Genomic DNA, 12,962 nt, shown 5'->3' on the forward strand with positions numbered 1-12,962 from the left:
CGCTTGCCGCAGAAACACCATGCGCCTCGCTACCGCTCGCCGCAGAGACGTCGCGCGTCTCGCTACCGCTCGCCGCGGTGCAACGCCACGACTCCGCCGGTCAGGTTGCGCCACTTCACGTTCTTCCAGCCGGCCGCCTCGATCTTGAGGGCCAGCTCCTCCTGCGTGGGCCAGGCCCGGATCGACTCCGCGAGATACACGTAGGCGTCGGGGTTGCTGCTCACCGCCCGCGCCACCATCGGCAACGCCTTCATCAGGTACTCCATGTAGACCGTGCGGAACGGGCCGAACGTCGGGGTGGAGAACTCACTGACCACCAGCCGTCCGCCGGGCTTGGTCACTCGGGCGATCTCCCGCAGACCGGCCTCGAAGTCGGACACGTTGCGCAGACCGAACGAGATGGTCGCGGCGTCGAACACCGCATCCGCGAACGGCAGGGCCATCGCGTCGCCGGCGACCATCGGCACCCGGCGGCCGACGCCGGCCTGCAACATCCCCTTGGAGAAGTCCGTGGCCACCACCCACGCGCCGGAACGACCGAGCTCGACGGTGGACACGCCGGTGCCGGCCGCCAGGTCCAGCACCCGCTCCCCCGGCTTGAGGTCGAGCGCCGCACGCGTCGCCTTGCGCCAACTGCGGTCCTGCCCGAACGAGAGCACCGTATTGGTCAGGTCGTACCGCTTCGCGACGCCGTCGAACATCGACGCGACCTCGTGCGGATCCTTCTCGAGCGAGGCCCTGGAACCGTGTGTTGTTGCCACGCCGTTGACGGTACAAGGCCCGCCGGGACGGGTGCTCACGCGGTGCGGGTCACCGGAAACCGCGCGTCCGCCCGCACCGCCGCGTAGTGGCCCAGCAGTTCCTCGCACACCGTGGGCCAGGTCCGGTGCAGCACCGAGCGGCGGGCTGCGGCGCCGAACCGGGCCCGCACCGCCCTCTCCCGAAGCGCCGCGACCGCCCCCGGGAGCAGTTCGGCGAACCGGTCCACCCGCAGCAGGTAGCCGTTGTGACAGTCGGTGACCAGATCCCTCGGTCCACCCGCGTCCGGGGCCAGCACCGGCACGCCGCTGGCCAGCGCCTCCTGGACCGCCTGACAGAAGGTCTCGTGCTCGCCGGGGTGGACGAAGATGTCGAGGCTCGCGTACGCCGCGGCGAGTTCCGCACCGTCGAGTTGGCCGGTGAACACGGCCGTCGGCAACAGTCGCTGCAGGCGCGACCGTTCCGGGCCGTCACCGACGACGACCAACTGCAGTCGCGGATCGTCGGCCAACGCGGCCAGTCGCTCCACATGCTTCTCCGGCGCGAGCCGGYCCACGAAGCCCACCACGATCCGGTCGGCCCGCACCTGCCCGTCGACGCCGCCGCCTGCCACACCCCACTGCGCCCTCAGTGCCGCGCTGCGCCGGGAGGGGCCGAACCGGATGGTGTCCACTCCCCTGCCCCAGCGGTACACCCGCGGCACACCGTGCGAGACGAGCGCGTCCACCGCGGCCGTCGACGGGGCCAGGGTGCGGGCCGCGCCGCGGTGCAGACGCCGGGTCCAGCGCCACGCCGCCCGGCTGGCCAGGCCCAGTCCGTAGCTCTGCGCGAAGCCGGCGACGTCGGTCTGGTAGACGGCGACGGCCGGCACGTCGAGGCGGCGGGCGGCGGCCAGACCCCCGGCCCCGAGCAGGAACGGCGAGGCCAGGTGCACCACATCGGGGGCGAACTCCCGCAGCGCCGCGGTCAGGCCCGGGCTCGGCAGGCCGAGCGGCAGCGAGCTGACTCCGGGGACCATCACCGCAGGCACTCGGTGCACCGTCACCCCGTCGTGTTCGGTGGCGGCCGGCGGCCTGCCGGCAACGGTGTCCGGAGCGACGATCAGCGTCCCGTGTCCTCGGCGTTCGAGATGCTCGGCGACCCGCAGCACCGAGTGGGTCACACCGTTCATGTTGGGCAGGAACGACTCCGCAACGATGGCTACTCGCACCAGGTCAGTGTCGGCGCCGCCGCGGTCCGCCGGGGGCGCGGAACGTGACGGGTGGACGAAGTTCCGGCGAACGGTCGGCCGGGTCGTTCAGTCGGCGGCAGCGTCGGAGGACGGCCGGAGGCGCCGGACCCACCACAACGCGGGCGCGGCCAACAGCCAGGTCACCACGATCACCGACCCGGCCGGCACCAGCGCCACCCGGGCGTCGCGGCCGGCCACCCGCACCAGGTCCGGGTCCGACTTCGCGTACTCGACGTCGATCCGCTGCCCGACGGTCAGCTTGGTGGGGTAGAGCACCCCGAGCTTCGGGTTGTGGGTCACCCCGTCCGGGGTGACGAAGCTGATCGCCGACCGACGGGCGCCCGCGGAGAGCACCTCGGCGGTCGCGACGCCCTTGTCCGAGGCGATGGTGTGGTCGTTGCGCCAGGCCGCCAGCACCAGCAGCACCGCGAGCGAGGAGATCCCGATCGCGACCACCAGGACCCCGACCTGGACCCGCCGCGCGACCTTCCCGCTCATCCGCGGCTGGCTGCCCCGCCCTCCAGCGCCGATCGGCCCTCCAGCGCTCATCGGCCCTCCAGCGCTCATCGGCTCAGCGCTCACAGCTGTGCCCGCACCGAGGCGTGCAGCTCACGCAGCCCCGACCGTTCGGTCGCGACCTCCAGCACCCTGATGCCCGAGGTGTTCGGCTCGCCCAGTGCCACCGAGAGCTGGTCCGGGTCCAGCGCCCGGTGCGCGACCCGGTAGGCGGCGCACAGCGCGGACAGGTCCATCCCGTGCGGCGTCCCGAACACCCGCTCGAAGACCCCGGCGTACTGCGGATCGCCCTGCTCGAGCAGCTCGAAGATGCCGCCGCCGTCGTCGTTGGCCACCACCACGGTGAGGTCACGGGGCCGGGGCTCGCCGCTGCCGATCAACAGGCCGGACGCGTCGTGCAGGAAGGTCAGGTCGCCCATCAACGCGATGGTGCGGATGCCGGCGCCGGTCCGCGGGTCGGGTCCGCGGCGATCCGCGGCCATCGCCGCGCCGACCGCGGTGGACACGGTGCCGTCGATGCCGGCGACGCCGCGGTTCGAGAGCACCCGCACGCCCGGTCGCGGGTAGCTGACCAGGGCGGCGTCCCGCACCGGGTTCGACGCACCCAGCACCAGCTGGTCGCCGTCGACGAGCGCCTCCATCACAACCCGGGCCACGTGCAGCCCGGTCGGCTGCTGGTGCACCGAAAGCTGTTGCCGCACCGCCTTGTCCGCATGCTCGGTCAGGTGCCGGCAACGCTCGAGCCAGGCCTGGTCGGGCGTGCCGGACACCACGGCGCGGGTGCCGGTGGCCAGCACGTTGCCGGAGACGTCGGGCCAGCGCGGCCCCGTGGTGAGCGCGTAGACCGCCACCCGCGGGTCCGCGAGCAGCGCGGAGACCGGGCGGTGCAGCGTCGGCCTGCCGGTGATCACCGCCTGCCGCGGGGAGAGCTGCGGCAGCGCCAGTGGGTGCAGCGGCACGCCGTGCATCGGCGCGGTCGGCTCGGCGACGGTGGGCAGTCCGGCCAGTTCGGGGTGGTGACCGGAACCGTGGCCGGAGATCACCACCGTGTCCGCGGTCAGGTCCAGTTCCACCGGGACGTCCAGGGTGGCCTGTGCGGTGGTCGTCCACGCCGCGTCGCCCGGCCGGCCCTGCGGCACCGGGCCCTGCGGGTGCACGTCGGGCACCAACGGCTCGCGCAGCGGCATGTCGAAGTGCACCGGACCGGCGTTGCCGGAACGGGTTCCGCGGGCGGCGGCGAGCACCCGGCACACCGCCGAGCGCCACTGACTGTTCTGCTCGTGGGAGCGGAGCCCGCGTGACGACCCGGGCTCACTGCCCTCCTCGGCCAGCCCCAGGCTGATCGTGGCGCGTACCTGGCTGCCGAACATGCCCAGCTGCTCGATGGTCTGGTTGGCACCGGTGCCGAGCATCTCGTAGGGCCGGTTGGCGCTGAGCACCACCAACGGCACCCGGGCGTAGTTCGCCTCCAGCACCGCCGGGCCGAGGTTGGCCACGGCCGTCCCGGAGGTCATCACGATCGGCACCGGGCGGCCGTCCGAGACCGCCAGACCCACCGCGAGGAATCCCGCGGTGCGCTCGTCGATCCGCATGTGCAGGCGCAGGCGCCCCGCGTTGTCGGCGGCCTGCAGCGCGAAGGCGAGGGGGGCGTTGCGCGAACCCGGGCACAGCACCACGTCGCGGACGCCGCCGCGAATCAGCTCGTCGACGACAGCGGTGGCCTGGGCGGTGGACGGATTCACAGTTCCAGGGTGTCAGACCCGCCGGAGCCCACCGGCGGCGGCTGGCAGCATGGTCCGGGTGCGCACGCTCTTCGAATCCGCCGACCTCCCCGACGAGCAGATGTACCGGCTCCTGACCGCCTCGGTGGTGCCACGTCCGATCGCGTGGGTCTCCACCCGCTCCGCCGACGGTGTCACCAACCTCGCGCCGTACAGCTTCTTCACCGTGTCGAGCTCTGCACCGCCGGTGGTGCAGTTCACCTCGGTGACCCGCAAGGACAGCCTGCGCAACATCGAGGAGACCGGCGAATTCGTGGTGAACCTGGCGACGGCCGCGCTGATCGACCGGGTCAACGCCAGCTCGGCGACGTTCGAGTCCGGGGTCAGCGAGTTCGATGCGGTGGGCGTGACGGCGGAGCCGAGCGAGACGGTCGGGCCGCCGCGGGTTGCGCAGTCGCCGATCGCCGTCGAATGCGGCCTGCACCGGGTGGTGGAGGTCGGCAACAGCTTCGTGGTGATGGGCGCGGTGCGCGCGATCTCGGTGCGCACCGGCGCGCTCGCCGAGGACGGCCTGCCGGACTTCGCCGCGCTGGCCCCGGTCAGCCGGCTCGGCCGTGCCGAGTGGGGGCTGCCTCCCGAGGTCCGGGTGCTGCGGCGGCCGGGCCGACCGTCCTGAGCCAGCCTTCGGTTAGGCTTGCCTGACTCAGCCCGATCGTGACATGACCCCGATCTGACATGACCCAGCACCGAGGAACCGAGGACATGGCCAAGCGCAGCAAGTTCGTCAAACCCGAGAACCGGCAGATCACCACCGCGCGGGTGCTCGGCAGCAAACAGGTCAGCCCCCACTTCATCCGCGTCACGGTCGGCGGCGAGGACCTGCACGGTTTCACGCCGATGGGCTTCGACCAGTGGTTCCGGCTGTTCCTCCCGCAGCCCGGGCACAGCGAGCTGCGGCTGCCGTCCAAGGCGAGCAACCTCTGGTACGCCCAGTACCTGGCGATGTCGAAGAGCACCCGGCCCGTGGTCCGCAACTACACGGTCCGCGCGTACCGCGACGCGGAGCACGCCACCTTCGGCGAGGCCGTCCCGGAGATCGACATCGACATGGTGCTGCATGCCGCCCTCGACGGCGCGGAGATCCCGGAGGACGCAGGGGACACCGAGGACTCGGCGGGAGACGGCAGCGGCCCGGCTTCGGAGTGGGCCCGGACCGCGGTCGCGGGCGACCGTCTGGCGCTGCTCGACGAGGGCCTGATCTACAACCCGACGCCGGGCGCCGCGTGGCAGCTGCTGGTCGGCGACGAGAGCGCGCTGCCCGCGATCGCYGGCATCCTGKCGTCGTCGCCCGCAGACCTGCGGGCGGAGGTGTACCTCGAGATCCCGGACGCCGCGGACGCCCAGGAACTGGCCGCGCCGGCCGGGGTGAACCTGCACTGGCTGGTGCGGTCGGACCCGCACGACCGACCGGGGGTGCTGGCGCTGGAGACGGTGCGGGCGGCGCAGTTGCCCGCCGGGCCGTCGTACACGTTCGTCGCCGGCGAGAGCGAGCTGCCGACCGGGCTGCGCCGACACCTGGTCAACGACCGCAAGGTGCCCAAGTCCGACATCTCGTTCACCGGGTACTGGCGCCACGGCCGCGCCGCCTACTGAGCACAAAGCCCGTGTGCTCCTCCAGGTTGCGGTGGCAACCGGAGGGGCACACGGGCCCCGTTCGAACGTTTCTAGCCGGCGTGCTTCTGGACCAGCGCGCCCAGGCGCGGCAGTGCCTCGACGACGTTCTTCTTCGCCGAGGGACGCATGGTCGAGTAGACCTTCTTGATCGCGGACTTGTCCGAGCCCTCGATCTTCTCGTCGGTCACACCCAGCAGTGCGTCCGCGACCTCCTCGCCGCGGGCGGCCAGGTAGTCACCGAAGCCGGCGCCACCGTTCGCCGCGAAGTCCGCCCAGAACGGCTCGAGCCGCTCGAGGAAAYCGGGCAGCAGGCCCTCCACCGCGTCCGGCACGATCGACGGCCCGACCTTCTTGACGGCGCCGTAGCCCGCCTTGACGGCCAGCCCCGAGGCACCCTTCTTGTCCGAGACCTCGGCGTCGATCAGCTCCTGCGCATCCGCGACGACGGCGGACAGCCGCGACGGGTCGAGCAGGGTTTCGTGCAGCGCTGCAACCACTTTCAATTCCTCCGATGTTGACTTGGGTGTCGACGCCGAACCTTATACGACGAAGAGCACTTCGAGTTCCGTCAACTGGTCCGCAGGAGTTCGTGACAGCGCGCGAGCCGGGCCAGCCACCACTGAGCACGCTCCGGCGTGGCCCGCAACGCGGCCAGTCGTTCGGGGTCCGGCGCCACGGCGGCGGCGGCCAGCGACCCGCCAGTTACGACGCGGGGCGCGGCGACATCCGCTTCGAAGAAGCCACCGGTGCCGAGCCCGGAGGCGTACCCCGAGTCCGGCAGCGCGGCCGCCGCGGCCAGGCCGGCGCCGATCCCCACCGCGGAGTCGAGGGCACTCGAGACCACCACAGGTACCCCGTGCCGGGACAGTTCCCCGGCCAGTCGCAGCAACGCCCGCATGCCCCCGAGCGGCGCGACCTTCACCACCGCGACGTCCGCGCCGCCGGCCCGGACCACCCGCAGCGGGTCCTCGGCCCGGCGGATGCTCTCGTCCGCGGCGACGGGCACCGGCAGGCCACCCGAGGCGGCCGCCTGCTGCGCCAGGCGCCGTCGCACCTCGACCAACTCGGGCACTGTGGCGCAAGGCTGTTCGGCGTACTGCAGTGGACCGTCGGTGGTCAGCGCGGCCAGCGCCGCGGTGGCGGCCTCGACGGTCCACCCGCCGTTCGCGTCGACCCGGACATGCTCGACATGCTCGCGGACCGCGGCGACTCGGGCGAGGTCGTCGGCCAGGGTCTGGCCGCGCTCGGCAACCTTCACCTTCGCGGTCCGCGCGCCTGGGAACCGCGCGAGGATCTCGGGGACCCGGGCCGCGTCCACCGCGGGCACCGTGGCGTTGATCGGCACGGTCGCACGCAGCGCGGGCGGCGGGCCGAGCCAGGCGGCCTCGACTGCCGACCGCAGCCATGCGGCCGACTCGGCATCGTCGTACTCGGGGAACGGCGCGAACTCCCCGTAACCGGCGGGCCCGCGCAGCAGCAGTACCTCTCGGCTGGTGATGCCGCGGAACCGGACCCGCATCGGCAGGCTCACCACCACCGCGCCGTCGAGCAGTTCGCCGAGCGTCGGCACCGTCAGCTCCGTTGCGGCCGACGAATTCTCGGTCATGTCGATTCGCTCCCGTCCTCGAAGGCGTCGCCCCGCAGCACCGGTACCACCGCGGAGGCGTCGATCTCGGCGGCGATCGCCACGTCCTCGGCGAAACCCTTGTCGATCAGTTCCCGCCCGCTGGCGCACTCCCACAGCCGTCCGGCGAGGTCTCCGGAGGCGGCGACGAATGCCTCTGCCGCCGAACGCGACTCCGGCGAGGCTTCCGCCGGGTCGAGCGGGCCGAGCGCGTGCAGGACCGCCCCCGCGCCCCACAGGTCCTCCGCGGCCGGCCGCAGTGAACCGTCGGGCCATCGCTCCCCCGCCGCGATCACCGCCACCCTCGCGCCTTCGCGCCGTCGCACCCAGCGCGCGACCGCCGAGGCGTTGCGCAGGGAGGCGCCCACCACCGTCACCCCCGTCTCGGCCAGACCGAAGCACAGGGCGGAACCGTTGGGCGAGGGCAGGACCAGCCGCCCGCCTCCCGCGGCGGCGCGCACCGACAGGGGCGAGAGGCTCACCTTGCCCGCACCCCCGCGCGAGCGGCCGACGGCCACCGCCGCACCCAGCTCGGCAGCATAGGTCGCGGCCGAATCGGGATCCCAGCGGTACGGGTGGACGACGGTGCCGGCGTCGAGCGCGACGGTCAGCGTGGTGGTGAAGGACAGCACGTCGACGACGACAGCGACGTCGCAGTCCGCGACGACCGCGGCCGCTCCCACCGGGCCCCAGTCGAACCGGACCCGGTAGGCACCCTGACGGTGTGCGGGCAGCATTCGGTCATCCTTTCACCCGGCGGGCGGCGGCCGAGTGGCTCGCGGTCGGAGTTGGACGGAGTCAGCGCCGCCGGAGTCAGGGCTGGCCGGCGAGCAGCACCAGCATCAGCGCCTCGCCGTCCGCGAGCACCGTGCCCTCGGTGTCCATGAGCTTGGCGGTGATGAAGGTCTTGCGCCCGTCGACCCGGTCGACCTGTCCCTCGATGACGAGCGGGGTGTCGATCGGGGTGATCTTGCGGTAGTTGACGTGCAGGTACGCGGTGCGGCTGATCGGGCGTCCGTACGCGTGGGTGATCATCCCGAACATGTCGTCGAAGAGCAACGGCAACGTGCCGCCGTGCGCGGCGCCGTTGCCACCCAGGTGGAATCGGCGGAACACGCCGGTGCTGCGCACGCCGGTCGCGTCGAACTTCTCGACGGTCCACGGGAGCATCAGCAGGCTGCCGCGGCCGGGCAGCCCGATCGAGCGTCCGCCGGTCTGCTCCCCCTCGGGCACCTGGTACGGCGCGAGCAGTGCGCCGAGGGCCTCGGCCTGCTCGGCGGCCTGTGCGAGCACCTCCGGCGGCGGCGCGGTGGACACCGCGAGGTCCTGCACGGTGCGCATGCCCTCCACGAATCGACCGAAGTCGGGTCCGCCGTTGTCCTCGACGGCCCGGTAGACGGGGAATCCCCCGTGCTTCTCGTACTCGCCGCCTCGTTCCACGCGCTCACTCATGTCCTGCACGGTAACCCGCACGGCCGGGGGCCCGGCGAGGGCCCGTGCCGGGGTCCGGCCAGTGTGCCCGCCGGGGTCCGGCAGGAGTTCACGGCCGGGGGGATAACCTTGGGCACCGTGACCTTCAATCCGCAGTTGTGGCGTCCGGTCCCCGGGTTCGAGAACCTCACGGACATCACCTATCACCGGCACATCACGCAGGGCACCGTGCGCGTGGCCTTCAACCGCCCGGAGGTGCGAAACGCCTTCCGCCCGCACACCGTCGACGAGCTCTACCAGGCGCTCGACCACGCCCGGATGACCTCCGACGTGGGCGCGGTGCTGCTGACCGGCAACGGCCCGAGCAGCAAGGACGGCGGCTGGGCCTTCTGCTCCGGCGGCGACCAGCGCATCCGGGGCCGCAGCGGCTACCAGTACGCCGAGGGCGAGACCGCGGACACCGTGGACAAGGCCCGCTCCGGTCGGCTGCACATCCTCGAGGTCCAGCGCCTGATCCGGTTCATGCCCAAGGTGGTCATCTGCCTGGTCAACGGCTGGGCGGCCGGCGGCGGACACTCCCTGCACGTGGTGTGCGACCTGACCCTGGCCAGCCGCGAGCACGCCCGCTTCAAGCAGACCGACGCGGACGTGGGCAGCTTCGACGGCGGTTACGGCAGCGCGTACCTGGCGAAGATGGTCGGCCAGAAGTTCGCCCGCGAGATCTTCTTCCTCGGCGAGACGTACACCGCCGAGGAGATGCACCAGATGGGCGCGGTGAACAAGGTCGTCGACCACGCCGAGCTCGAGGACGTCGCGATCGAGTGGGCCGGGAAGATCAACGGCAAGTCCCCGCAGGCCCAGCGGATGCTCAAGTACGCCTTCAACCTCCAGGACGACGGACTGGTCGGGCAGCAGCTGTTCGCGGGCGAAGCCACCCGGATGGCCTACATGACGGACGAGGCTGTCGAGGGACGGGACTCGTTCCTCGAGAAGCGCGATCCCGACTGGTCGCCGTACCCCTGGTACTTCTGAGCAACCGGATCTTCACGCACAAACGGCCCGGGGTGCGAGCGGCAGTCGCCGATCACACCCCGGGCCGGTTTGTGCGGGCCGCGGTGCCGCGGCGCCCTCAGAGCGCCATGGCGAGCCTGACCGAAGCCTCCCGGACCAGCGGTGCGACCCGCTCGAGCCGAACCTTGTGCGCCTCGCCCGCGACACACAGGGACGCCACGGTGCCGTCACTGGTCCGGATCGCGGCCGCGAGGCTGCCGATGCCGCCCGCCCCGATGCCGGAGACGTTCTCGGTCAGCTCGTAGGCGACACCCTGCGCGCCACGGATGCGGTTGAGCTCGGTGTGCAGTCGCGGCAGCGTCCACTTTCCGCGGGCGTCGTCGCGGGCCAGCTCGTCGCCGACCAGCTGGTCCACCCGCTCCGGGGTGAGCAGCGCCAGCATCGAGCGCCCGCCGGTGCCGCGGTAGGCGGCCAGTCGCGACCCCACCCGGGACCGCAGCGCCCGGGCGAAAGGACCGCCGACCTTGTCCAGGAAGTACTCCTGGGAGCCGTCGAGGACGCCGAGGTGGATCACCATCCCGGTGCGCAGGTAGAGCTCCTGCACGATGTCGCTCGCGGCGATCCGGATCCGGGCGTGCGCGGCCTGCGGCCCGAGCGCGCCGAGCGCGCGGGTACCCAACGCGTAGCCGCGACCGGTCCGGGCGAGCCAGCCCAGGTCGACCAGTTCGGTGACGATCCGATGGGTGGTCGAACGGGGCAGGCCGGCCCGGACCGTGACGTCCTCGAGCATGAGCACCTCGTTGGGGTCGTCGAACGCGTCGATGATGAACGTCATGCGTTCGAGCATCGACTCCCGCGCCGGCCGTCGTCCGGTTCCGCATGTCCTGTGCGCGTTGATGTCGACAACAGTCATCGCTGCACGCCCCTTGTGGTCGCAGCCCGGGATCACCGACCGAGCCAGAATTAGAATCAATTCTTTTTATCAGTGATCGGCGCCACATTCAAGCCTGGTCATCCTTCGGCGGCCGCCGCCTTCCCCGCCCGACGGCCGAAGAAGCTGCCGTCGCCGAGCGAGATCCCACTGCAGTAACCCCAGGCAGACAGGCCGGAGGTGCAACGTCCGGCGGCGAAGAGCCCCGGGATCGGCTCGCCCGTCACGTGCAGGACCTCGGAGTCCACCGACGTCTTCAGCCCGCCCAGGGTGAAGCCGCCGGTCATGCCCCGCAGGTCGATGGCCGCGACCGGGCTGCCGATGGGCTTGACCCACTCGGACTTCTTCCCGAGCAGCGGGTCGGCGCCGTTCGCGGCGTGCCGGTTGTACATCTCGACTGTGGCGGTGAGCGCGCCCTCGGGCAGACCCATCTCGGCCTCGAGCTCCTCCACCGTCTCGCAGACCCAGGTCGGCGTGCGGCGCAGTTGCTCGGTCGCGGTCGGGGCTGCCATGCCCTCCTCGTAGGCCGCCTCGTCGATCACCAGGAAGGCCTGGTTGTCGTTCTGCAGCAGGGTCAGCTGGCCGACCCGACCCGGGTAGGTGTCCTCCGGCACGTAGCGCTGGCCGCGACCGTTGACGAGGATGCCCCGGACGAACAGCTGCGGGTCGCAGAAGAACGCGACCTCGCTGGCGTCCATGTGGGCCAGGTCCGCGCCGAGCGCCTGGGCCATCCGGATCGACGCGCCGTCGTGCTCCTCGATGGAGGCGGCGGGCCGACCGATCAGCCGCGGCACGTACGCCTCGATCATCGCCTCGTTGTAGGCGAAGCTGCCGGTCGCGAGGACCACGCCGCGGCGGGCCCGCACCGTGACCTCCTTGCCGTACTGCTTGGCGACCAGTCCGACCACCCGCCCGTCGGCATCCGTGACGAGGGTCTGCACCCGCATGTCGTACTCGGCCCTGACCCCGAGGGATTCGGCCTTCTCGGACAGCGGCTTCATCAGCATGTAGCCGCCGCCCTTCTCGCCGCTCTTCTTGTTGTCCATCTGCGGCACGTGGCCGCGGGGCGCGGGGACGGCGAGCGTGTTGAACGGGGCGGAGTTCTCGCCGCCGGTGTACTGCAGTCCGTCGTCGGCGGGCGGTTCCCAGCCCGGCTCACCCCAGAAGGTGTGCTTGAACGGCACCCCGCACTCGACCAGCCAGTCGAAGTGCGCGACGCTGCCCTCGCAGTAGTCCGTGAGCTTGGCCTCGTCCACCCCCGGGCCGAGCGCCGCCCTCAGGAAGTTCTTCATCTCCTCGACGGAATCCTCGAAGCCACAGGACTTCTGGACGGCGGTGCCGCCGCCGAGGTAGACGAAGCCGCCGGCCAGTGCGGCCGCTCCGCCCCATCCGCCGGTCCGCTCGAGCACCAGCACCTCGGCGCCCGCATCGGCGGCCTCGATGGCCGCGGAGACGCCCGCGATGCCGTAGCCGGCGACAACCACGTCGGCCTCGAAGTCCCAGGATTCGATGTCGGCGGCGGCGACGGGACGGATCGGAGTGGTGTTCAAGTGTCGGGTCCTCTCGGATGCGGAGCCGGGAACGGCTGGTCCCAGGACCGTAGGCAGGCCTCGGCGGCGTGCCCGCGAACCGTCCCGTCCAGCGGGAAGAATTGAGCAGGACCGTTGTCCACCGTCCCATTCAGCAAGGCCATTGACGACGCGCTGTCGTCACCACCGTGACCTGGAGGCAGCGACCACGGTCGCCGATGCCGGTGCCCCGACCGGTCCGGCTCGCCGAGGGCAGCGGCGGCCGTTCCCGCGAGCACGGCTGACCGACCAGCATCTTGATTGTGCGCTGCCGCCGAGGCTGCGCCGATGTCTATGCGGTGCCGGGTTTTCGGGGTTCGTCGTCGCTTCCCGGYCCGCCGTCGCCATCACGGCCGTCGCGGAGCAGGTACTCCATCGGGTGGTGGTAGTGGTTCAGCCTCCCGGCGCGGGTGGGGTCGATGTGTGTCGGGGGATGCCACAGGGTCCGGCCCGGGAACCGGTGGTCGGGTCCGGTCCGGGTGGTCGCCCACTGGTC

13 protein-coding genes and 1 pseudogene are annotated in these 12,962 nt (G+C 71.9%); 3 read left to right on the forward strand and 11 right to left on the reverse strand.

The window, feature by feature from the left end; genetic code table 11:
* Positions 1-62: 62 nt before the first annotated feature.
* The 4 genes from AC1DU4_RS18680 to menD all read right to left on the reverse strand — a co-directional run bounded on the left by AC1DU4_RS18680 (position 63) and on the right by menD (position 4,248).
* Entirely contained in the window at positions 63-761 is a 699-nt protein-coding gene (locus tag AC1DU4_RS18680; protein WP_477842265.1) for a demethylmenaquinone methyltransferase, read from the reverse strand.
* 35 nt (positions 762-796) lie between these two features.
* Positions 797-1,969, reverse strand: coding sequence for a glycosyltransferase family 4 protein (locus tag AC1DU4_RS18685; RefSeq protein WP_477842267.1), 1,173 nt, complete (start codon positions 1,967-1,969; stop codon positions 797-799).
* Positions 1,970-2,056: 87 nt separating this feature from the next.
* On the reverse strand, positions 2,057-2,488 hold the full coding sequence (locus AC1DU4_RS18690) for a DUF3592 domain-containing protein (protein WP_477842269.1): 432 nt from the start codon (positions 2,486-2,488) through the stop codon (positions 2,057-2,059).
* A gap of 80 nt (positions 2,489-2,568) precedes the next feature.
* On the reverse strand, positions 2,569-4,248 hold the full coding sequence (gene menD, locus AC1DU4_RS18695) for a 2-succinyl-5-enolpyruvyl-6-hydroxy-3-cyclohexene-1-carboxylic-acid synthase (RefSeq protein WP_477842271.1): 1,680 nt from the start codon (positions 4,246-4,248) through the stop codon (positions 2,569-2,571).
* Between the two features lie 58 nt (positions 4,249-4,306).
* Here menD and AC1DU4_RS18700 point away from each other — a divergent pair, with 58 nt between their 5' ends.
* On the forward strand, positions 4,307-4,903 hold the full coding sequence (locus AC1DU4_RS18700) for a flavin reductase family protein (protein ID WP_477842273.1): 597 nt from the start codon (positions 4,307-4,309) through the stop codon (positions 4,901-4,903).
* 86 nt (positions 4,904-4,989) lie between these two features.
* A complete protein-coding gene (locus AC1DU4_RS18705) occupies positions 4,990-5,880 on the forward strand; it encodes a siderophore-interacting protein (protein ID WP_477842275.1) in 891 nt (296 codons plus the stop codon).
* 71 nt (positions 5,881-5,951) lie between these two features.
* On the opposite strand, the gene AC1DU4_RS18710 is transcribed toward AC1DU4_RS18705, so the two are convergent.
* From AC1DU4_RS18710 to AC1DU4_RS18725, 4 genes are all read right to left on the reverse strand, one after another.
* A complete protein-coding gene (locus AC1DU4_RS18710) occupies positions 5,952-6,398 on the reverse strand; it encodes a DUF6918 family protein (protein ID WP_477842277.1) in 447 nt (148 codons plus the stop codon).
* 71 nt (positions 6,399-6,469) lie between these two features.
* Positions 6,470-7,507, reverse strand: a complete 1,038-nt coding sequence (locus AC1DU4_RS18715; protein ID WP_477842279.1) for an o-succinylbenzoate synthase — start codon at positions 7,505-7,507, stop codon at positions 6,470-6,472.
* Positions 7,504-8,262 (reverse strand): 2-phosphosulfolactate phosphatase, encoded by a 759-nt coding sequence (locus tag AC1DU4_RS18720; protein WP_477842281.1) that lies wholly within the window; start codon positions 8,260-8,262, stop codon positions 7,504-7,506. The genes AC1DU4_RS18715 and AC1DU4_RS18720 overlap by 4 nt, the downstream gene beginning before the upstream one ends.
* A 76-nt stretch (positions 8,263-8,338) precedes the next feature.
* Positions 8,339-8,977, reverse strand: a complete 639-nt coding sequence (locus AC1DU4_RS18725) for a PaaI family thioesterase (protein WP_477842283.1) — start codon at positions 8,975-8,977, stop codon at positions 8,339-8,341.
* 117 nt (positions 8,978-9,094) lie between these two features.
* Between AC1DU4_RS18725 and AC1DU4_RS18730 the strand changes: the two genes are divergently transcribed.
* On the forward strand, positions 9,095-9,988 hold the full coding sequence (locus AC1DU4_RS18730; RefSeq protein WP_477842285.1) for a 1,4-dihydroxy-2-naphthoyl-CoA synthase: 894 nt from the start codon (positions 9,095-9,097) through the stop codon (positions 9,986-9,988).
* Positions 9,989-10,085: 97 nt separating this feature from the next.
* On the opposite strand, the gene AC1DU4_RS18735 is transcribed toward AC1DU4_RS18730, so the two are convergent.
* From AC1DU4_RS18735 to AC1DU4_RS18745, 3 genes and pseudogenes are all read right to left on the reverse strand, one after another.
* Positions 10,086-10,802 carry an IclR family transcriptional regulator gene (locus tag AC1DU4_RS18735; RefSeq protein WP_477842287.1) on the reverse strand — a complete coding sequence of 239 codons (717 nt, stop codon included), beginning with the start codon at positions 10,800-10,802 and terminating at the stop codon, positions 10,086-10,088.
* Between the two features lie 176 nt (positions 10,803-10,978).
* Positions 10,979-12,448 carry an FAD-dependent oxidoreductase gene (locus tag AC1DU4_RS18740; protein WP_477842289.1) on the reverse strand — a complete coding sequence of 490 codons (1,470 nt, stop codon included), beginning with the start codon at positions 12,446-12,448 and terminating at the stop codon, positions 10,979-10,981.
* A gap of 310 nt (positions 12,449-12,758) precedes the next feature.
* Positions 12,759-12,962, reverse strand: a pseudogene (locus tag AC1DU4_RS18745) (HNH endonuclease signature motif containing protein); the annotation flags it as partial.

Source organism: Rhodococcus sp. P4_F5, from assembly GCF_056401315.1.

Bases quoted from the DNA above. Each gene is read 5' to 3' on its own strand.
- AC1DU4_RS18715 (WP_477842279.1), bottom strand. From the start codon at position 7,507: ATGACCGAGAATTCGTCGGCCGCAACGGAGCTGACGGTGCCGACGCTC.
- AC1DU4_RS18690 (WP_477842269.1), bottom strand. From the start codon at position 2,488: ATGAGCGGGAAGGTCGCGCGGCGGGTCCAGGTCGGGGTCCTGGTGGTC.
- AC1DU4_RS18720 (WP_477842281.1), bottom strand. From the start codon at position 8,262: ATGCTGCCCGCACACCGTCAGGGTGCCTACCGGGTCCGGTTCGACTGG.
- AC1DU4_RS18735 (WP_477842287.1), bottom strand. From the start codon at position 10,802: ATGACGTTCATCATCGACGCGTTCGACGACCCCAACGAGGTGCTCATG.
- AC1DU4_RS18725 (WP_477842283.1), bottom strand. From the start codon at position 8,977: ATGAGTGAGCGCGTGGAACGAGGCGGCGAGTACGAGAAGCACGGGGGA.